General features: G+C 71.0%; 14 protein-coding genes, 1 pseudogene and 1 riboswitch. Of the genes and pseudogenes, 9 read left to right on the forward strand and 6 right to left on the reverse strand.

Features of this window, described 5'->3' with window-relative positions; genetic code table 11:
• Window positions 1-18 precede the first annotated feature (18 nt).
• A complete protein-coding gene (locus tag AB0M36_RS16910) occupies window positions 19-2,085 on the forward strand; it encodes a hypothetical protein (protein WP_364158062.1) in 2,067 nt (688 codons plus the stop codon).
• Between the two features lie 54 nt (window positions 2,086-2,139).
• On the opposite strand, the gene AB0M36_RS16915 is transcribed toward AB0M36_RS16910, so the two are convergent.
• A complete protein-coding gene (locus AB0M36_RS16915; RefSeq protein WP_364158065.1) occupies window positions 2,140-2,772 on the reverse strand; it encodes a response regulator transcription factor in 633 nt (210 codons plus the stop codon).
• Window positions 2,773-2,981: 209 nt separating this feature from the next.
• Window positions 2,982-3,395, reverse strand: coding sequence for a VOC family protein (locus AB0M36_RS16920; RefSeq protein ID WP_364158067.1), 414 nt, complete (start codon window positions 3,393-3,395; stop codon window positions 2,982-2,984).
• Window positions 3,396-3,554: 159 nt separating this feature from the next.
• Here AB0M36_RS16920 and AB0M36_RS16925 point away from each other — a divergent pair, with 159 nt between their 5' ends.
• Entirely contained in the window at window positions 3,555-4,019 is a 465-nt protein-coding gene (locus tag AB0M36_RS16925; protein WP_364158070.1) for a hypothetical protein, read from the forward strand.
• On the forward strand, window positions 4,016-4,504 hold the full coding sequence (locus tag AB0M36_RS16930) for a hypothetical protein (protein WP_364158073.1): 489 nt from the start codon (window positions 4,016-4,018) through the stop codon (window positions 4,502-4,504). The genes AB0M36_RS16925 and AB0M36_RS16930 overlap by 4 nt, the downstream gene beginning before the upstream one ends.
• On the opposite strand, the gene AB0M36_RS16935 is transcribed toward AB0M36_RS16930, so the two are convergent.
• Together AB0M36_RS16935 and AB0M36_RS16940 are read right to left on the reverse strand one after the other, a co-directional pair.
• Window positions 4,501-6,510, reverse strand: coding sequence for an Hsp70 family protein (locus AB0M36_RS16935; RefSeq protein WP_364158076.1), 2,010 nt, complete (start codon window positions 6,508-6,510; stop codon window positions 4,501-4,503). The genes AB0M36_RS16930 and AB0M36_RS16935 overlap by 4 nt on opposite strands.
• Before the next feature lie 68 nt (window positions 6,511-6,578).
• Window positions 6,579-8,088 (reverse strand): annotated as a pseudogene (locus AB0M36_RS16940) (dynamin family protein).
• A 179-nt stretch (window positions 8,089-8,267) separates the two neighbouring features.
• Between AB0M36_RS16940 and AB0M36_RS16945 the strand changes: the two are divergent.
• The 3 genes from AB0M36_RS16945 to AB0M36_RS16955 all read left to right on the forward strand — a co-directional run bounded on the left by AB0M36_RS16945 (window position 8,268) and on the right by AB0M36_RS16955 (window position 14,231).
• Window positions 8,268-10,592, forward strand: coding sequence for a LuxR C-terminal-related transcriptional regulator (locus AB0M36_RS16945; protein ID WP_364158078.1), 2,325 nt, complete (start codon window positions 8,268-8,270; stop codon window positions 10,590-10,592).
• 119 nt (window positions 10,593-10,711) lie between these two features.
• Window positions 10,712-12,271, forward strand: coding sequence for a hypothetical protein (locus AB0M36_RS16950; protein WP_364158081.1), 1,560 nt, complete (start codon window positions 10,712-10,714; stop codon window positions 12,269-12,271).
• A gap of 145 nt (window positions 12,272-12,416) precedes the next feature.
• Window positions 12,417-14,231, forward strand: a complete 1,815-nt coding sequence (locus AB0M36_RS16955) for a dynamin family protein (protein WP_364158084.1) — start codon at window positions 12,417-12,419, stop codon at window positions 14,229-14,231.
• 11 nt (window positions 14,232-14,242) lie between these two features.
• On the opposite strand, the gene AB0M36_RS16960 is transcribed toward AB0M36_RS16955, so the two are convergent.
• On the reverse strand, window positions 14,243-14,827 hold the full coding sequence (locus AB0M36_RS16960; RefSeq protein WP_364158086.1) for a hypothetical protein: 585 nt from the start codon (window positions 14,825-14,827) through the stop codon (window positions 14,243-14,245).
• Window positions 14,828-15,073: 246 nt separating this feature from the next.
• On the opposite strand from AB0M36_RS16960, the gene AB0M36_RS16965 reads away from it, so the two are divergent.
• Both AB0M36_RS16965 and AB0M36_RS16970 read left to right on the forward strand, forming a co-directional pair.
• Window positions 15,074-16,642, forward strand: a complete 1,569-nt coding sequence (locus AB0M36_RS16965) for a PAS domain-containing protein (protein ID WP_364158089.1) — start codon at window positions 15,074-15,076, stop codon at window positions 16,640-16,642.
• The gene (locus AB0M36_RS16970) at window positions 16,639-18,393 is read left to right on the forward strand and encodes a bifunctional diguanylate cyclase/phosphodiesterase (protein ID WP_364158091.1); all 1,755 of its coding nucleotides are present in this window, start codon (window positions 16,639-16,641) and stop codon (window positions 18,391-18,393) included. Before AB0M36_RS16965 ends, AB0M36_RS16970 begins: the two co-directional genes overlap by 4 nt.
• Here the strand turns inward: AB0M36_RS16970 and AB0M36_RS16975 are convergent.
• Window positions 18,333-18,707, reverse strand: coding sequence for a hypothetical protein (locus AB0M36_RS16975; protein WP_364158094.1), 375 nt, complete (start codon window positions 18,705-18,707; stop codon window positions 18,333-18,335). The two genes, AB0M36_RS16970 and AB0M36_RS16975, sit on opposite strands and share 61 nt — an antisense overlap.
• 39 nt (window positions 18,708-18,746) lie before the next feature.
• Window positions 18,747-18,976: riboswitch (cobalamin riboswitch) on the forward strand.
• Window positions 18,977-19,251: 275 nt separating this feature from the next.
• Between AB0M36_RS16975 and AB0M36_RS16980 the strand changes: the two genes are divergently transcribed.
• Window positions 19,252-20,745: an ABC transporter substrate-binding protein gene (locus AB0M36_RS16980; RefSeq protein WP_364158096.1), complete on the forward strand. Its 1,494-nt coding sequence runs from the start codon at window positions 19,252-19,254 to the stop codon at window positions 20,743-20,745.
• Window positions 20,746-20,750: the final 5 nt, after the last annotated feature.

Consider the following 20,750-nt stretch of genomic DNA (forward strand, 5'->3'; position numbering starts at 1 on the left):
CCAACATGGAGGACGCCGATGGCGCAAAGACCGAATCCGCTGTGCGCCGACAGCCGCATCTGGGTGGACCCCGACGGCATCCTGCTGCACACCGGTGACAAGAAATCCGTTGCCGAGCCGGAGCCGCCGGCAGCGGCCAAGCGACCGAGGATGCCGCGGATCACGCCGTTGACCTACGAGCCGGGTCCGCTCGCCGGTCCGCTGACCGAAGGGTTTCTTGAGCGTCAGCCGCCCGTGGCGCTTGACCTCATGGGCCATGTGCCGCTGCCGTCCCAGGACGCGCCGTTGGGCGCCTTCGCGCTCGGTGCGGCCGCCGACCACCTCGGAATCTTCGTGCAGGTTCCCAAAGCCGACCTGGCACCGACGCACCCCGGCCCGGCTCTGCCGCTGGCGGAGCATCGTCTGGTGCCACTGGACCGAAGCGGGCAGATCACGACCCTGCACCAGGCGTCGGCGGTGCGGGTGGTGCCGCGATCCAGCCGTGCGGCGGGGGCGTACGGTGACGTCTCCGCCGAGGTGGCGACGCTGTTCCTCAAACAGCCGTACCTCCTGTCCGGGCGCATCGTCTTCGGTCCCGACGGTGTCGAGCTCGGCCTACCGGCCGGGCTGGTGAACCAGTGGCACGGCGGGGCGCTGACCGGGTTCGGCCGTCCGTTGGACAACGAGGATCTCCAGGGGGCGGGACCGCCGGTCGCTCTAGCCGGGTACGTCGACCTTCTGCACCGGATGGAGTCGTCCCCGCCGAACAGCCAGGGACTTGTCACGGTCGATCGCGGGGCCGGGCAGCCGCCGCAGGTGTTCCTGGCCCATCGGGGAGACTACGGCGTGTCGTTCCTCGACCCGGGCAGCGGCAAGGCGGCCATCTTCCCGGAGGATCCGGTCCAGGTGCGGTTCAGCCCGCTGCCCGATGCCATGCCGCTGGAGGTGCGGCTCGACCAGTTAACCAATACCCGGGTCGGCGCGAAGCCCGAGCCGTCGTGGCAGATCCGCTTGCCGGCGGACACACAGTTCTACAAGCCGGCGGGCAGCGGGTCGGATCTCCCGATCGTCGTGGTCGGCCGGATCGACGATGAGCCGTCCTCGGTCATGGACCCGCTCGTCGCGTCGGTCAGCAAGCTCGGCCAGCCGATCGTGGTGCTGGGCGCCGACCGTTCCGGTGCCCCGCCGAACGCCGAGCGCGTCGCGAAACTGGGGTCGCTGCTCGAACAGTACGGTTGGCGCGGCAAGGTGCCGTTGGTCGTCACCCGCGCAAGGCTCAACCCGAAGGACCCCGCGACCATCGCACTGCATGGCGTGCTGGACAAGTACCAGGCACCCCTGGTGCACCGGGCCCCGGCCGGCGCCGGGGCGCAGTCGACCGGTGGTGGCCTTTCGCTACGCCTCGACAACCCGTGGACGGTTCGCGAGGCGCTGACGCCGGACGGCACCACGCAACCGGGGGTGAAGCCGCCGTTCGCCGGTAACCTCACCCTGCAGTTGTTGCAGTTCGCGGCCGGTAAGGACCGCCGCCCGGCCCACGGTGCCCCGACGGCGGATGTCGCGCACTTCCTCACCACGCCGCTGATCAAGCTCGGTTCCGGGTCGACGTTCGGCGGGGAGGCGGTGAAGGCGCTCCGGCCGCAGGTGGAGCAGATCGTCCACCGCGACCCGTCCTTCGCCGGGCACAACGCCGCCCTGCACCTGGCCGCGGCGGGCAAGGCCGACTTCGTCACGTCCTACCTGAACAACAAGGACGCCCGTCTCGAGACCATCTTCCAGCCGCTGCTGACCGTCGGCGGCGAAACTCCGGCCAGCAACCAGCAGGCCATCCAGACGCTGCTGCCCCACCTGGCCGCCCTGGCCGGCGCCAACGGCGTGCAGGACTACGCCGGTCACGGCATCCTCGGGGCGCTCAACGGCCTGCTGACCGGCACGAAGGACATGGACAAAATTCGCGATGAGATCCACCACTACAAGGACTACCTGCCCAAGGAAGGCCGGGTGCACTGGATTCGTCAGCTTGGCGCGCTGAAAGCACAGCTGCCCGAGGAGCAGGCGTCCGGCATCGACCAGGTGGGTGAGGCCATCATGACCTGTCCCGAGTAGCGAACGACCTAAGGGACGGGGACGCCGGGCGGCGTCCCCGTCCTGTCGGGCTCGCTACGCTGCCGACGAGCTGCGCTGAATGCGGGGAAGGTGGCCCAGCTCGATCGCCATGCGGGTCAGTTCCGCCTTGTTGGTGACGTTCAGCTTGGCGCGGATCCTTTTCGCGTACGTGTTGACGGTCGCCTCCGACAGCCCCATGCGGGTGGCGATCTGCGCGTGGGTGAACCCGGAGGCGATCCAGCGCAGGGTCTCGATCTCGCGCCGCGCGAGCCCCTTCTGGTCCTCGTCCCGGCGGCTGGACAGCTCGGTCTGGAACCGCCCGGCCAGTCGCGGACACAGGTAGAAGCCGCCCCGCGCGAGCACCCGCATCGCCTCCCGCACGTCGCGCTGCTCGGCGAACCGGCTGATGCAGCCGCGCGCGCCGGCGCGAATCGCGGCCAACAGCGTGGGCTGGCCGTCCCAGGTGGAGCTGACAAGTGGCCGGCCGACCTTGGCGATCTCGTCGAGCGCGGTGACATCGACGGTCGGCAGGTCGAGGACGACGATGTCGTAGGAAGCCGCCTGGCAGGACAGCTCTTCGACCGTGGCGACCGCGGCGACCACCCGGAATCCGGCCTCGTCGGACGCCAGTTTTTCCAGACCCGCCCGGGAGACGGGCTGGTCCGCGACGATGGCGACAGTGAACACGTGGTCCTCCAGGTCCTCACGAATGTCCTTGGAACGAGTACCAGTACCCCTCGGTTCACGGACTGCCCGATTTCCCGCGAAGAATTCCCGGGTACGTCCTCAATGACGGTCGCGACGGCACCGAAGAAGGTCTTGCGGCTGTTCCACTAGACGCTCGCGGCTCCTGGGCAGGGCGAAGGCAAGGGCAAGCAGCCGGGGCGGCCCGGTTGCTAGGTCGTCGGAGGGCTGAGAGGTTCAACCAGGCGCAGTAGGTAGCCGTCGGGGTCTTGGACGAGAAGCTCGCGTTGACCTTCGCGGGCATCGCCGACGTCGTACCAGGACTCGTGGAGGTCGCGAAACAACGGATAGCCGGCGGTCAACAAATGGGTGCGGACGGCGGTGAGGTCGTCGACCTCGATCTGCAGATTCAGGCCTCGCCCACGCGGGGCTTGCAGCTCGTCGGTGATCCAGGCGCTGAGGTGGTCCTGCTCAAGCATCAGTTGTGCGCCGTGGAGGTCCAGGTAGACGAACAGAGGCTCGTGACGTTCGAACATCGCGGTGAAGCCCAGCACCTCGATGTAGAACCGGCGACTGTGGGCGAAGTCGCTGACGAGTAGCTCCGGGACCATCGGGTTCCAGTTCATCCGACCATCGTCGCCCGATCGCCGGCCTGCACGGACCGCACCGGCTTGTGCGTCAGTCTGCGGGGTGCGTCGTGCGTCGTGCGTCGATCGTGGGCGGAGCTTGTGAGGATCCTGTAAAGGGTATGGCGGGCCGTGACGGCATGCTCCTACGTTGATCTCGTGAAGCGGGGATGGCGGACGGCCCTTTGGGTCATGGTGGTGGTGCTCGGCGCCGCGTGTTCTTGGGTTCCTTCGTCGAGTCGTCCGAAGCAGCGCGACGTCGACCTCGTGGCGGACAGCGTCGTCGGTGTCTGGGTCGGGCACGTCAGCGGTGCCACTTACACGTTCGCCGCCGACGGCACGTTCGAGGCCGTTGGTGTGCCGACGGCAACCTTCGACGACGAGCCGTATCGCGTCGGGGGGCCGATCGGGCCGTACCACTGCCGCGGCTCCTGGCGCATCGCCGAGGACCGCCATCTGCTGGTGCTCGACATGACCTCCATCCGCGACGAGCGCGACGGGCAGCCGTTCAAGCAGCCGCGTGACATCACGTTCAGCGCGAAGCAGTGGGTCAGCGATCCTCCGGACGTCCCGGCGAAGCCGGTCACGCTGGAGCTGGACGAGGATTGGATGACTGAGAAGTGAAGCGGAGCGTTCTGCTGGCCGTGCCCGCGCTGCTGCTGGTCGCGGCTTGCGGCGGCATCAGCGACATGCTGTCCGACTCCCCGACGATGCCGATCCAGGAGAGCAGCGCTTCCTACGTGGGCGTCTGGGCCGGTTACGAGAGCTCCGCCCGTTACGACCTGCGTGCCGATGGCACGTTCACGGCGACCGGGTTGCCGGTCGACCAGCTGGACGAGACGCTCTACGAGCGCGACGGCCGACTGGGCCCGTTTCGCGGCCGTGGCCACTGGAAGCTCGGCCCCATGCTGAAGTCCTCACCGAAGACTCCGCCGGAGGAATCCCGAAGGGCCGTGCTCACCTTCGACGAACTGCGCGACGCCGACGACTCCAGCGTCAAGCAACGCGGCGCCATCGAACTCAACGCCGCGATGCTGATCGACGCACCCCCCGGCGCCGGCACCATGTTCCTCGTCACCGACGACGACTGGTTCCAGCGACTGCGCTAAGACCATTTGATCGGTACGCAGTTCCCGGTCTTGTACGTGCCGCGGCTGTCGGGAACGAGGCCGTGCCCGGACTGCGCGATCCGGGCGCACACCTTCGGTGATTCGCCGATGGCCCTGACGAAGCGCTGGTCCCTCGTCGAGAGCACTGAGGGCTGCTGGTCCTCGACGTACCAGAATCCCTGCTGGTCGTCGGGGACCTGCGAGCCCATGATCCTGTCCTGGGGATTCGTGCCGTCGCCGCCGTAGAGATGCAGGTGGAACCCACCCTCGGTGTTCGGCGCCTCGCCGTTGAATCCCGCGTCGTATGCGACGGTGAACTTGCCGTCGGCAATCTTCGCCGCGGTGAGGCACACCCAGCGCGGATTGCGCTTGATCTCGTTCGTGCACTGTTCGTCGGCCGGCACCGCGGGCTTCGCGGAGACCGGGACCGTGGGCTTGTCGCCGCCCGCCTCGGCGCGGTTGCCGCTGGTCAGCACCCAGGTCGCGAAGGCGCCACCGCCGAGCAGCACGGCCAGCGCCGCGACCACCGCCACCAGCGCGGCCCGGCTCCGCTTGGCCGGTGGCTTCGGCGCTTGCGCCGCGGAGTCGGTGGCCGGTGCGGCCGCGGTCGACGCGTAGGTCCTGGTCCGGGTGGGCTGGCCGACCGGGCTGGCGGCGGGCGCCGGGACGCCCGCGTTGCCGGCCACGGTCGCCTTGGGGAGACCGGACGGGTTGACGCGCGGTGCCGAGTGCGGAATCACTGGCTCCCCGTGATACGTCGCCCGCGCCGGCCGGGCGGGCGGAGGCGCCGATGGCGTCGGCCTGGCGGCCGGGGTCACGGGCGGGGTCACGGGTGGGGCCACGGGCGGGGTCACGGGCGGGGTCGCGGGCGGGGTCGCGGGTGCCGCCTGCTCACGTGGAGGGACCGGACGGGACGGCGTGCCGGCGGCGCCCGCGGGCTTTGCCAGGGCTCCGCCGGCCAGCCATGCCGCGCCGAGGGCGACCGAATGCTTGGGATGGGCGTCGACCACCACCGGCCGTCCGAGTTCCGAGCCGACCAGCTGGGCGACGATCGGCATCCGGGACGAGCCACCCACCAGCAGCACCGAGTGCACCTGGTCCGGCGTGCAGTCGGCGGACCGCAGCGCCCGCTGCAGTGCCTCGACGGACCCGTGCAGCGCCGGTCGGACCATCGCCTCGAACTCGGCCCGGGTGAGCCGGACCTCCGTGGACACGTCGGGCAGCAGGACCGGGATGGTCGTGTCGGTGTCCGACGACAGCGCCTCCTTGGCCTGGACGCACTCGTCCCGGAGCCGGGCCACGGCGTTGATCACCGCGGAGTCGTCCTCGTCGAGCTCCTCCAGCTTGCCGTCGAGTGCCGTACGGACATGGTTGAAGACCGCGGCGTCGAAGTCGGCGCCGCCGAGCCGCTCGATGCCTTCCGGCTGGCCCATGACCTCGAACCCGGTCGCGGTCTTGCGCAGCACCGCGGCGTCGAAGGTGCCGCCGCCGAGGTCGTACACGGCCACGACCGTGCCCTGCTCGACGCGTTGCTGCTGGGTGTAGTTGACCGCCGCCGCCTCGGGCTCGGTCGTGTAGGTCACCGGCACACCGAGGTCGGCCATCCGCGTGGCCTGGCGGAAGAGGTCCAGCTTGTAGGGACCCCAGTTCGCCGGGTGGGAGACGCAGATCGCGGTGGGAAGGCCGCCTTCGCGGCGGGCGACCTCGTCGACCACCCACCGGAGCAACCGCGACATCAGCGCTTCGGCCGACTGCGGCACACCGCCGAGCAGGATCGGGGTCGTGTCGCCCAGCCGCCGCTTGAATTCGCGCGCCACGCGTTGGGGTTCGGAGAGTCCCCGGCGATGCGCCGAGTCTCCGGTCAGGAAGGTCTCGTCCTGCCGGAGCAACACCACCGACGGGATGGCCGCGCTCCGGTCGCCGAGCGAGACGGTCTCCGCCCGGCCGTCCCGCCAGATCGCCGCCGCCGTGAAGGTGGTGCCGAGGTCAATTCCAAGCGCGTACATCGATGGATGCTCCGATTATGATCATCAAGACAAGGCTCAGGTCGTTGCGGGAGACACGTCGCGGCGGGTCAGACGGTTCGATCGCGGCTCATCCGATGTTCACCGCGACCGCCGCCGGTCGGCGATCATGCCCTCGCAGGATCGGACGGCCACCCGCGCGGCGAGGGCCATCTCCGCCGTGGTCAGGGGGTTCTCGGCCCGGCGCTGCCAGCGGGCCAGCGCCGCGTCCGCGGCGGCGTCCAACTCCGCGCCGGATGCGTCCGGCGGCAGCCGCAGCCGCTGGTGGATCGCGGCGCCGGCGCCGCCGATGAGCTGTTCGAGTTCGGCGACGACCTCTGGCTTGCCGGTCACCCATCCCGCGCGGAGGCTGGAGAGCACCCTCAGCTCGTTGAACGGATGCGCCGAGGCGATGATCTCCTCCACCATGCCGGCGACCTGGTCACTGCCCGGCGGGGCGCAGACGCGCGTGATCTCGGCCAGGGCGAGTAGCGCGGATCTGGACTTGAGCACGTCCCGGCGTTCGAAGAACAGCGAGCCGAGGATCTCCCGGAGCTGCGCGAGTCCGCTGCGCTCGGTCAGTTCCCGGGCCAGTTCCGTGGCGGTGCTGCTGGTGCCGTGCCGCAGCAGGGCCGCGGACAGCCGGAGGCCGAACAGGCCGAACCGGGCCAGCAGCGCCTCCCGCTCGATCGAGGTCATGCCCAGCTCCGGCATGGTCTGGACGAACCGGTCGACGGAGAGCAGCAGTTGCTCGGCTTGCGCCGGCGGCAGCTCCGAGATCCGGCGCAACCGGGCGAACTCCACCTCGGTGAGGGTCGCGGCGGTCTCGGCGAGCAGACCCGCCACGGGAACGACGGACTGCACCAGTCGCCGGACGCTCGCGTCGGTGCTCAGCCGGGCCGCGACCCGGCGCGCCGAGGCCATCGCGTCGAGCCGGCCGGCGGCGATCTCGTCGGCCCGGGACAGGACCCCGATGGCGTTGACCGGATTGGGGCGCGACACCTCCACGTCGTGGAAGGCTCGCAGGAACTCGACGTCGTTGCTGTGCAGGTGGCGCATCAGATAGATGACGGCGTCGGCGGGCGTCTCCTCGTCGTCCGGCACGAGCAGGTTCCAGGAACGCTGCGAGGTGTGCTCGGACAGCGACCCGATACCAGGAGTGTCGATCAGCGTCACGGTCCGCAACGCCTGGGAGGGCCAGCTGACTTCCAGCTGTGCCACGTCGTCCACGGCGAGGTCGCCCAGATCTATCTCGATGGCGCCGTCTTCCCGGCTGAACCGGAGCTGCCGCGGCGGACCCTGATAGGGCCGGGCCATGACCTGGTAGGTGTGCCCGTCGGAATACCAGGTGACGACGCGGGTGCACTCGCCCGCGTCGGTGGGCGCCAACCGGTCGCCGACCAGGGCGTTGAGCAGCGTCGACTTTCCCGCCTTGATCCGGCCCGCGACGGCCACCCGGAGCGGCTCGTCGAGCCGGTCGCGCACGGCGGCGATCCGCCGCTCGTACGGCGTTCCGCGGTAGACGTCGACGGCTTTGCCGAGCACACCCCGCGTACGGTCGATCAGGCTCCCGCCCAACAACTCGGACCCCACATCCTCACGTCGCCGCCTCCCGGAGGAACAAGCCTCTCGAAGCAAGGTACTCGGCGGCTGCTTGCCGCTCGGCCCGGACGGCTCGGCGCATGTGGTGCATCACTCTGGGAGCGGCCACCCCACCAAGCCGTAAACTGCCAGGTCGGTACCGGTGAAGGGAACGCACGGTGACTGTCGTGGTGGGCGTGGACGGCGCCGGGCGTACCCGCAGGCTTGGTGAGATCGCCGCGGCCGCCGGACGGCCGGTCGTCTCGGTGGTCTTCTCAACGGTCGACAATCTGGACGCGCTCCTGGCCCGCGCCCGCACGGACGGCGCGATGGTCGTGGTCGACGACGCCCACCGGCTGCCCCCGGAGGCACTGCGGGCGCTGGCCGCCGCCGCGCGCGCCGGACTGCCGATGGCGATCGCCCGCCGTCCCACGATCAACGGGCCGGAACTCGCCGACCTCGACGACGCGGTCGCCGCCACGGGAACGGTCGAACACCTCGGCCCGCTCGACCTCGACACCCTGACCGCGCTGGTCACCGCCGCGATCGGCCGACCGGCAACTCCGGAGCACGTGGCGGCGGTCCACGCCGCCTCGGCGGGCCTGGCCGCTGTGGCCGAGACGGTGGCGGCGGCTCCGGACGGCACACCGCCCGCGCTGGTCGCCCGGCTGCAACGACGGCTCGCCGCGTCCGGCCGCGACATCGCGGAGCTGGCCGGAATTCTCGCGCTCGGACTGGACCTGGAGGACGACGTCGTCTGCGCGGCGACCCGGCTGGATCCGGCGGTCGCGGCGACGGCGACGCGCTCGCTGCGGGACCAGGGACTGCTGACGCCCGACGGCGAACGGATGATCCCGGCGGTAGCCCGTGCGCTCCTGGCCGATCTGTCTCCGCCGGAACGCCGTCGGCTGCACGACACCGTGGCGGCGGCCCTGCTGGCCACCGGCGCCGACCCGGTTCGCGCCGCCGAGCAGCTGCGCGCTGCCCGCGTGCGTACGCCCACGGCGGCCGACGTCTACCGACGTGCCGCCGACCGGCTCCGCTTCGCCGCGCCCGACCGCGCCCTGGCCTTCTACGACGAGGCGCTCGACGCCGGCGTCGACCCGGCCGTCGTCGCCGCCCGCCGAGCCGAGGCGGCTGTCCTGCTCGGCCTGCCCGTCGACCTGGACGCCGCGACCGCGACGGAGTCCGACGCGGCCCGGCTCGCCATGGTCGCCGGTGCCACCGCGGCCCACGACGGCAGAGCCGGCCGGGCGGCCGAGGCGTTGCTGAACACCGGCGCGCCGGGCCCCGTCCTGGCCGTACCGGCGCTGATGGCCACCGGTCAACCGGAATCGGCGCGAACCGCGGCGACCGGCCAGGCCCCACTGCCGTTGCGTCGCCTCGCCGAGGCGGCGCTGGCGATCGGCAGCCCCACGACGGCCCTGCCGCTGCTGATCGAGGCGGCCGAGGCCTACGAGCAGGCCCCGCCGGCGGTCACGGTTCCCGATCTGCCGCACGCGCTCGGCGCGCTGGTCGCGGTGACCGCCGGCGACACCGCGACCGCCGAGCACCTGCTGGAACGGGCACTGCACGCCGGTATCGGTGGGCCCGTCGCCCAGGAACGGCACCGCACACTGCTGGCCTGGGCGCGACTGCGTGCCGGCCGATACGACACCGCCCTCGCCGAACTCGACCGGCTGACCGGCACGCCCCTGCCGGGCCGCGAACGTCTGGCGTTCGCCTGTCTCACCGCCGGGATCGCCCGGCGCCGCGGCGACATCGCCCAGCTCCGTGCGGCGTGGGCACTCGCCGAGCCGGTGCTCGCCCGGCGCGCGGTCGACCTGTTCCAGCTGGAGATGGTCGAGGAACTGCTGGTGGCCGCCGCCCGGCTGCGCCACCACCGGCGGATCACGCCGATCCTCGACGACCTGGAGGCGGTCGTCGACCGGCTCGGCCGCCCGGACGCCTGGGCGGTGTCGCTCGGATGGATCCGGCTGCAGATCGCCGTCGTCGGCGAGGACCAGGCGGCCGCGACCGCCGCGGCGAGCCACCTCGGCGGTCTCGACCCCTCGGGCGCCCGGCAGCGGGCCCAATGCCGCGCGGCCACTCGGTGGGCCGCCGCGCTCACCGGCGACGTACACCCGGACGACGTGCTGGCGGACGCCGCCGAGCTCGTCGCGGTCGACCTGCCGTGGGAGTCGTCCCGGCTGCTCGGGCAGGCCGCGATCCGTACCAGCGACCCGTCGGCCGCGCGGAGGCTGCTGGAGCGGGCGCGGGAGCTGTCGCGCGCGGAGGGACCGGCGGACGAGTCACTCCAGGACGCGGGTGGTCTGTCCGACCGGGAGGTGGAGGTGGCACGGCTGGTGCTCGCGGGTCGTACGCACCGTGAGATCGGGTCGCAGCTCTACCTGTCCCCGAAGACGGTGGAACACCACGTGGCCAGGATCCGTGCCAAACTCGGTGCCGCCAACCGAGCTGAGATGATCGCCGCGCTGCGTAGTCGCCTGCCGGCGGAGTCCTAGCCGGGTCCCCCCTAACCCCCTCCGGACGGAAGGGGGATAGCCCCGATGCGACGCTCGGCCCCAACCCGCAGGCTTGCACTTGTCCGACCACCGGGGCGGGCCTGAACACAGGAGTAGTCATGGCAGTCGAAGTCACCCCGCTGATCATCGACAACATCAAGGCGTTGTTCGAGAAGGTGTTCAGCAGCGACGCGGAAACCGCGAAGTTCCTCGCCGACCCGGCCGGCGCCTTCGCCGCGAACGACATCGACGCCGAGTCGCTCAACGCGGTCAACATCAACCAGGTCGTCGCGGAAGCGGCCTACGGCGGCGACAGCTCCGCGGGCGGCGGCTACAGCGGTGGTGGCCACTACAGCGGTGGCAACTACAGCGGTGGCGGCTTCAGTGGCGGTGGCAGCGGTGGCAGCGGTGGCGGCGCAGCGAGCAGCGCTGCCGCTTCTGCGCCGGCTCCGCAGGCCGTGCAGCAGGTCACCCAGGTCGCGCAGACCTTCACCACCCAGAACTTCGTCGACAACACCCGGACATTCACCGACAACTCCACCGACATCGACAACTCGGTGGATGTGGACGTGGACGGTGCGGTCTTCGGCGACATCGACATCGACTCCACCAACGTCAACCAGACCGGTGACGGCAACGTCGGCACCACCGGCGACGGCGACGTCAACGCGGCCACCGGCGACGGCGCGGTGGCCCAGCAGGGCGACGGGGACAAGGTAGCCGCGACCGGCGGCTCGGTGGCGGCCGGCGGTGACGCGATCGGCGTCACCGGCGACAACTCGTCGGCGGAGGTTGTCGGCGGCGACAAGGTCACCGCGGGCGACGGCTCCGTGGTCGGCACCGGCAACGGCGACGTGCTCGGCGCGACCGGCGACGGCGCGTTCGTCGGCAACGCGGCCAACGGCGACGTGGTCGGCAACACCGGCGACAACGCGGTGACCGCGGGCGACGACATCTCCGGCGCGGTCAACACCGGTACCAACTCCGGAGTGCAGGCGGGCGGCGACGTCGACAAGGCGATCCTGGGCGACAACTTCGGCATCGTCGGCGACGACGTGGACAAGGCCGTCGTCGGGGACAACAACCAGTCCGCCCAGTTCGACATCGACACCAGTGGTGGCGCCGGCGGCACCGCCAACGGCACCGGAGGCGCCGGCGGCATCGGCGGCGACGCCTCCGCCGACGGCGGAAACGGCGCCGGCGGCGCGGTGGGCGCCGGAGTCGGCCTCGGGGTGGGCGTCGGGATCCGCGGCAGCGGCGACGGTCGCGGCCAGGGCATCGGTGGCGACGGCGGCGACGGCGGTGCCGGCGGCACCGCGGTGGGCGGCAGCGCCGCGGGCGGCGCCGGCGTCGGTGGCAACGCCGGCGGGGGCGCCGGGGGAGCGGTGGGCCCGATCAACTTCAACTTCGGTGGCGGCAGCCAGACCAACGTCAGCGGCTCCCGCGTGGAGGACTCGTCGGTGTCCGGCAGCGGCAACGCGTCCACGACGCAGGACTCGTTCAACGACCAGTCGACGAACGACTCGTTCAACGACCAGTCCACGAATGACTCGTTCAACACGGACGACTCGTTCAACACCGACGACTCGATCCGCGCCGACGACTCGCAGATCATCACCGAATCGGCCGACAACTTCACCGGGGGCGGCGACAACGTCGACCCCAGCCCCGCGGCCTGATCCCCAACCGGCGGATACCGGGCAGCGGGCCGGGTGGGAACAGCGTGGCGTGGCGGTCTTGCGACCTGCCACGCCACGTTCGCGCTCGGGGCCGATGGTCGGACGCTCCGGTTCGCCGTACCCTTCGTGACCGGGAGGAACGACGTTGACCAGCACCACGACACCACCTGACGCCGGCGACACGCTGCGGCGGGCGACCGAGATCGTCGACCTCGCGCAACGCGCCTGCGAGGCGTACGACCGCGGGGATCTCGACAGCCGGCTCGCCGCCGTCCGCGCCACCCTGGCCGACCCGGCGGTGCACATCGTCGTCGTGGGCGAATTCAAACAGGGCAAGAGCTCTCTGGTGAACGCGCTGGTCGGGACCAAGGTCTGCCCGGTCAACGACGACGTCGCCACCGCCGTGGCGACCTACGTCCGCTACGGCAAGGAGCCATCCGCCGAGGTGCTCCTCGACGAGGTCCCGCCCCGGCGCGAGCCGGTGTCGGTCGACCGGGTGCGGGAGTTCGTCCTGGAGAAGGACGCCGGCGGCGCGGTGGAGGGTGTCACCGGGGTTGAGGTCCGGCTGCCGCGCCAGCTGCTTTCCAGCGGCCTCGTCATCGTCGACACCCCGGGCGTCGGCGGCCTCGGCTCGGTGCACTCGGCCGCCAGCCTGACGGCGGCGTCCATGGCCGACGCGCTGCTGTTCGTCACCGACGCGGCCCAGGAACTCACTCGCAGCGAGCTGGAATTCCTGCGCCAGGCCCGCGAGGTCTGCTCGACGGCGGTCTGCGTGCTCACCAAAACCGACTTCTATCCGTACTGGCGCAAGATCCGTGACCTGGACGCGGGACATCTGCGCAGCCTGGGAGAAGTGCCGATCCTCCCCGTCTCGTCCGATCTGCGGCTACGTGCCGTCGCCGGCGGTGACAAGGAACTCAACGCCGAGTCCGGGTTCCCGGACCTGGTCAAGTTCGTCGCCCAGCGGGTCTCCGGAGGAGCGGCCGCCCGGGCCGCCGCCCAGGCGGGCGCGTCGGTCGTCGGGATCTGCGAGCAGATCGAGAGCCAGTTCGAGGCCGAACGGGCCGCACTCGCGGACCCGGCCGCCGCCGCCACGGTGATGGACGAGCTCACCGAGGTGAAGACGCGCGTGGAGGCGCTCAAGGCCGCCGCGGCGAAGTGGCAGCAGACCCTCGGCGATGGCATCGCCGATCTCAACGCCGACATCGACCACGACCTGCGCGGCAGGATTCGGCGGCTGGTGGAGGAGGCCGACGCGGAGATCGAGGAAGGCGACCCGGCCGACACCTGGGAGGAGACGGAACGCTGGCTGCAGGCCAGGGTCTCCCAGGAAGTGCTGGCCAACTACATGATGCTGCGGGACCGGGCGATCAGTCTCAGCGACGACGTCGCGACCCACTTCGAGGAGGCCGCGGGTCAGATCCTGCGCCAGGTCGCGATCACCAACCCGCTGCCGTTGGCCGGCACCGCCCAGGTCGAGCACAAGATCGACCTGGTCAGGATGAATCGCCGGAAACAGGCGATGGTGGCACTCAAGAGTGCCTACGGCGGAGCGCTCATGTTCACCATGGTCGGGACGCTGGCAGGCATCGCCCTCGGCCCGATCGGCATCGGTATCGGCCTGGTGATGGGCCGCAGGGGCCTGCGCGAGGAGAAGAAGCGGCAACGCACGAACCGGCAGAATCAGGCCCGGAACGCGATCCGCCGCTACTGCGACGAGGTCACCTTCGTGATGACCAAGGACTCCCGGGACACCCTGCGCCGGATCCAGCGTCAGCTCCGCGACCACTACAGCGGCCTGGCCGACGAACTGGCCCGCTCCAACGCCAAGTCGCTGACGGCCGCGGCGGAGGCGGCCCAGCGCACCACGGCCGAGCGCGAGAGCCGTCTGCGCGATCTGACGGCCGAGCAGGATCGCCTGCGGCAGTTGCGAGAGCACGCGGCGGCGCTCGTCTCGTGAGCCGCCCGGCGTCAGTCGCCGTCGATGTCGTCGATCTCCGGAGCGTCATCGGGCAGCGAGGGCATCGCCCATAGCTCGTCCGCCGCCGGCGCCACGTCCTCGAGCTCCGACAGATCCTGCGAAGCGGCGTATCCGACCGGCTCCGCGTCCGGTGCCACGGCACCGGACGCGCTGTCGTCCACCGGCACCGCTGTGAGGCCATGGCCGTGACCGAATGCCGTGTCCATCGGCGCCCACGCGTGCTCGACGTCGTGGCTCCGCGCCTCGAGGGGCGGATCGATCTCCGGCATCGCCAGCGTCGAACTCTCGTCGAGTTCCGCCGCCGGGGCAGTGGCGAGAAGATCGGGTAGCTGGCCGATCTCGCCTGCCACGGCGTCGCCCTCGATGATCGGACTGTGCGCCATGACGAAGGGGGCCAAGTGCTCGGACACCTCGGCCCGGGCGGTGTCGGCGAAGCTGACCACGGCCTCGGCGAGGAGCTCCTCCGGCAGGTCCCCGTGCCCGCCGGCCCGCAGCACGGCGGCGAGGTCACCCGAGGTTCCGGCAGTGCCGGTCAACCCCGCGATGATCTCGTGAAGGGATCGCGCCGCTGCCATGCACCCACTGTAAGGAGAACGCCACCGGTCCCGGCAAGGGGGACATCCCCTGACCGCCCCCTAACGCTGCTTCCGTCCATGCTGTCGTGCTCGGTGCGGGCGGCGTCGTCGAGCACCGGCTGCGCCGACGCACCAAATCGTGCCGGACGGCGGGGATCCTGGGGTCGACGAGATGCCGGGTGTGCCGGACAGCCGTCGCGTCCGGCCCGTGCTCAGCTCGCGGCCAGGGTTGCCGATGAGGAGTGCGTGGGGTCTGACGGTGGTGCCGGCGCCGAGACCATGCCCGGCCCGGTCGACGCGGGCGGCGGGCCGCTGAGTGTTACCGCGCTGGCCTTCCTCCGGGTGGACCAGATGGGGCTGGTCGTGGACTGGAATCCGGCTGCCGAGCGGATGTTCGGTTGGACCCGGGAGAAGATCCTGGGGCAACCGGTAGCCGACACGATCGTACCGCCGCAGATGCGTGCCGCGTTCATGGCCGCCTTCGCCCGCTGCCTGGCCACCGGTGAGGCATCCGCGCTGGGCCGCCGGTTGGAGCTGCCGGCACGCCACCGCGACGGCCATGATCTGCTCATCGAGGTCACCATCGACGCCGTCGACGACGGGTTCTGCGCATTCGCCCACGACAGCACGGGGCGCCGCGAGGCCGAGCGCGCGCTGTGGGAGAGCAATGCGCTCGTGCAGGCCATCCTCGAGCACACCTCGGCGTTGATCTCGGCCAAGGACCTTGACGGCCGGTACCTGTTCGTCAACCGCGAGTTCGAGCGCTGCTTCCGGGTCGCTGCGGGGGAACTGGTCGGGAAGACCGAGTCCGACGTGCTACCGGCCCGGGTGGCCGCGACGTCGCTCGCCAACGACATGCGGGTGCTGCACAGTGCCACCGCCTCGACGACCCTGGAGGAGCTGCCCACTGGCGAGGAGGTGCGGCAGTACATCGTCACCCGGTTCCCCCTGCTCGACCCGAGCGGGGCTCCCCGTGGGGTGTGCAGCCTCGCGATCGACGACACCGCACACCGGCGCAGCGAGGAGGCGCTGCGCCACAGCGAGGAACGCTACGAGCGGATCGTCAGCAACATTCCGGGCATGGTGCTGCGGTTCGAGGCGATCCCCCAGGAGGGGCGCGTGGCATTTACCTACGTCTCCGACGGCTGCCGTGAGGTCTTCGGCGTCGAGCCCGCCGCGGTCCTCGCCGACGACACCGCGATTACCGGCCTGTTCGACGCGGAGACGCAGAAGTCGATCGACGACACCCTGCGGGAGTCGGCGGACACCCTCGAGCCGTGGCGGTGGGAAGGGAAGATCCGACTCCGCGACGGCCGACCCCGCTACCTGCAGGGCATCGCACGGCCGGAACGGCTCATCGACGGGACCATGGTCTGGGACGGGCTGCTGCTGGACCGCACCCGCGAGAAGCAGGCGGAGCTGGAGTCGGCGCGGGTACGACAGGACCTGAACCAGATGATCTCCTGGCTGCGCGGCTATGCCTTCACGGTCAGGGTGCAGCCGGACGGCAGCGTGCGCAAGGTCTACAGCAGCGCCGACGGCACGGAGACCTTCGGCGGGCCGCTGGACGCCACGAGCGACCTCGCCGAGGCGATGGCTGAGCTCATCCACCCCGACGACCGGCCCAAATACGCCGCCTTTCGGGCCAGCACGCTGGCCGGGCAGGCGGGAGACCTCAACTGTCGCATCATCGGCTTCGACGGGCGGCAACGGTGGGTGTTCATCCGGCTGCGCCCTCGGCCCGAGGATCCCACGCTGCTCGACGGCTTCTGCTGCGACATCACCCCCCAAACGACGGCCCCGTCCCCGCTATGACGAGCGCGGCACTGAGTCCCGGCCCGGGCGAAAGGCTTCCCCGGCACGTCGGCGAGCTCGCCGTGCCGGTGCGGCTCCTGCCCGCGGGCACGCCGGTCGCCGATCTGGAGGCGATGCTGCGCGAAGATCCGCTGTTACCCGGCATCGTCGTACGCACCGCACTCGGCGGGTTGCGGCTGCTGAGCCGCGCACACCTCGCGCAGGCCGCCGTCGGCACCCCGGAACCCGGTGCCGAGCCGGTCGCCGGTGCGGCGCACGCCCCGGCCTTCGGCGAGACACTCGTGCTGCCGGCCAGTACACCCGTCGACGCCGCCGCGGAGGCCGCGCTTGCCCGGCCGCCGGAGACCCGCGACGACGCGGTCGTCGTCGCGTGGCCGCACGGGCGTTACGGCATCGCACCGATGCTCGACCTCATCGCCACCATGGCCCGTCGCTACGCCCGGCTGACCCGCAGCGATGCCCTCACCGGCCTGGCCAACCGCCACGCACTGACCACCAACGGCGCCGAACTGCTGCGTGAGCGGCCGGGCGGCGCGCTCCTTTTGATCGACCTCGACCGCTTCGCCGAGACCAACGACGCCCTCGGCTACCAGGGGGCCGACCACATCCTGCGCCAGGTAGCCCTGGCCCTTTCCGCCGCGGCCGGCCCCGACGACATCGTCGCGCGCCTCGACGGCGACCAGTTCGCCGTCCTGCTCAGCCCGGCTCCACCCGGCGCCGGCGCCGAGCCGGCCTCCGCGGCCTGGCCGCTGCAAACCGCCCAACGGCTCGCCCAGCGGGCCCGCGGCCCGTTCACCGTCGCCGGCGTGCCGGTCAGCGTCGAGATGAGCATCGGTGTCGCCCCCGCCGGCGACGCGGACGATGACGTCGACGCCCTGATCCGCCGGGCCACCATCGCGATGCGGTCCGCCAAACAAGCCCGCACCGGCGTGGAATCGTGGGATCCGCAGGCGGCTGCCGCCCGCAGCAGCGACCTGCGGCTGATGGCAGAACTGCGCGCGGCCACCAATGGCGGGCAGCTGCGCCTGCACTACCAACCCCTGGTCGACGCGGCCAGCGGCCAACTGCACGGCGTCGAGGCACTCGTACGCTGGCAACATCCCGACCGCGGCTTCCTGGCACCCGGGCTGTTCCTGCCCGACGCCGAACGCTCCGACATCATCATCGACCTCACCGACTGGGTCCTCGCCGAAGCGATCAGCCAGGCCGCCGACTGGCGTACGGCAGGGAGACCCTTACCGATCTCGATCAACATCTCCGCCGCCTACCTCGCCCAGCAGCGGGCCGTGGACACCATCGCCATCCTTCTGCGGCTGCACCACCTGCCGGCCGACCTGCTCACCGTGGAGATCACCGAAAGCACCATGCTGGCCCACCCCGAACAGGCAGCGACCCGCCTGGCCGCCCTGCGCGACCTCGGCGTGCGGGTATCGGTCGACGACTTCGGCACCGGCTACACCTCCCTCGCCCTGCTTCCCGAACTCCCCATCGACGAACTCAAGATCGACCGCTGCTTTGTGTCACGGATGGTCGATTCCGCCCCGCACGCCGCCATCGTCAGCGCCGTCACCACCATGGCCAAGTCGTTGCGCCTGACGGTCGTCGCCGAAGGCATCGAAGACGAACGCACCGCCGAGGCCCTTCGGGCTCTCGGCGTCGATCTGCTACAGGGCTACCACTTCGGCCGCCCTCAGAGCCCGCAGCTCCTGCAACTCCAGCCGCCGACGGAGGTGCTCGCGACGAACGCCTGAGGCAGGCGCGGACTCGCCGCGGCCTGTCGCGCCACCGACGCCACCTCCACCGCGCCGCCGCGATCGACGATCGCACCGATCGCGGTGCTGACCCTGCCATCGCGGCGGATGTCGCCCAGCCGGGCGGCGAGGAACGTGTCCAGCAGCGCGAGCCGCGCCCGGATCGAGCCGGCAGCGACCAGTCGGCCGGTGAGGTCGGTGGCGACAGGGCCGACCAGATCCGCCAGCGGGGACCAGTCGGCAGACAGCGACGCGGTAACGGCCCGCCGCGCGCTAACCGGAGCTGTAGCCGCGGATGCCGGCTCACCGTCCATCCCGGAACCATGCGGGTTCCGGTGGCAGCCGGTCCGTGTATGCTGCGGCTCGCCAACGGTTCGCTTGCTCCCGGCTTCGGGGGTGGGCGTCGTAAGAGGGAACCCGGTGTGAATCCGGGACTGCCCCGCAGCGGTAAGTGGGAACGACCGCCGTCAACAGCACTGGACGCGTCCGCGTCCGGGAAGCGACGGCCAGTAGGTTGCCGCCGGCTCAGGTGCCGGTGCATTGCCCGCGAGTCCGAAGACCTGCCGTCGGTGCACGCGCGTGGGGCGCGTGCCGGTACCGGGTCTCGTGGGGAGATCTCGCCGACACTGCGTCGCACGCTCGTTGCGCCGGTCTGTCGTTGTGGCTTCCTCGCGCGTTCCCGGCTGAGTCGGGTCTCGAGGGAGAGCGGCAGTGTCAGCAGTTTCCGCACGTTCTGTCCAGGGTCGTACACCGCGGCGTGATGGGCTTGCAGCGCCGCTGTGGCGCAGAGGGCGACGGCTGGTCGGTGCGCTGGCCACGGCGAGTGTGCTGGCCGTGGTGGCGTCGGCCTGTTCGGGTGTGTCGACGGATACGGCGGCGTCGGTCGACGGCCCGCTCAAGCAGTTGACGATCGCGACGAGTTTCGCGATCGGGGATCTGGATCCGCTCGAGAACGGGTTCTGGGCGCCGGAGTTCGGCTTCGGCGCGTTGTTGATGAAGCCAGTGGCGGGTGGCAAGCTGACGCCTTGGCTGTTGGAGTCGCCCCCGAGCCGAACCAGCCCGACCAGGTGGGCCCTGCGGCTCAAGCCGAATCTGACGTTTCAGAACGGTAAGCCGCTCGACGCGGCGGCGCTGGCCGCGGCGATGACGTTCAGCCTTGCCGAGAACAGTTCGGTCAAGCCACTGCTGCCCGGCGCTACGGTCACCGTGAGCGGACCGCGTACGGTCACGGTGACAACGGGGAAGCCAACATCGTATGTGCCGAGTCTGCTCGCGCACGAGTCGATGTTCCCGATCTTCGACTACGCCACGTATCAGCCGTTGAAGGGCAAGGATGCCGAGCTGATCGCGGCGAAGATCTGGTCGGGTCCGTACACGGTCACCGGTCTCACACCGGAGGCGATGACCCTGGTCCCGACGCCGGGCTACGCCGTGTCGACGCCGAAGCTGGAGAAGCTCTCCGTCCGGTTCGTTCCGGACGCGCACGCGCGGATCCTGGCCGTGCAGAACGGCGAGGCGGACCTGGCGCTGTACCCGCCGACCTCGGCGGCCAAGGAATTACAGGGTCGCTCCGACGCGGTGTATCTCCACCAGGCCCCCGGCACCGCCGCGGAAGGCTTTCAGCTGCTGCTGAACCTGCGCAGCGGCCCGATCGCCGATGTCGCGGTGCGGAGAGCGGTGTCGCACGCCATCGACTACGGTCAACTAGCCACGCAGGTGATGAACGGGCTGTACGACCCGGCGGTCGGCTTCTACCCGGCGTTCCTGCCGTACGCGTTGCGGAATCAGACGTTCGGCGCGGCCGAGGCGAACCGGATTCTCGACGCCGCCGGCTGGGTCCGCGGCGGCGACGGCATGCGCGCCAAGGACGGCAAGCCGTTGGCGTTCACCCTGTTGAGCTACCCGCAGCAGCCCGACTCCAAGACCGTGGCGGTGGCCGTGCAGGCGCAGTTGCGGACGGCCGGCTTCGCCGTCGAGGTGCGCCAGGTGGACGACGTGACCGCGGCGGTGAAGAGCCCGACGGGCTGGGACGCGGCGGTGATGGGCAACGGAGCGATCGACTGGACCCAGACCGACCCGGTCACCCCGGTCATCGCCAACTTCACCCCCGGCGGCGACAACAACTACGGCGGAGTCGACGAGCCGGAGCTGACGCGGCTCGCCGGGCAGCTGACCGAGACGTTCGATCCGACCGCCCGCGACACGCTGATGCGCCGGGTGCAGCAGATCGTCGTCGAGGAGAAGGTTCTCAGCCTGTACTTGACGCTCAAGCGGGTACCGGTGGTCGCGGCGCCGAAGCTGCGCGGCTACGCCGTGCCGCCGGTGGCGTTGCTGTGGGTCGACGCGTACTGACAACC

This window comes from Actinoplanes sp. NPDC051346 (assembly GCF_040682215.1).
Lineage (GTDB): Bacteria > Actinomycetota > Actinomycetes > Mycobacteriales > Micromonosporaceae > Actinoplanes.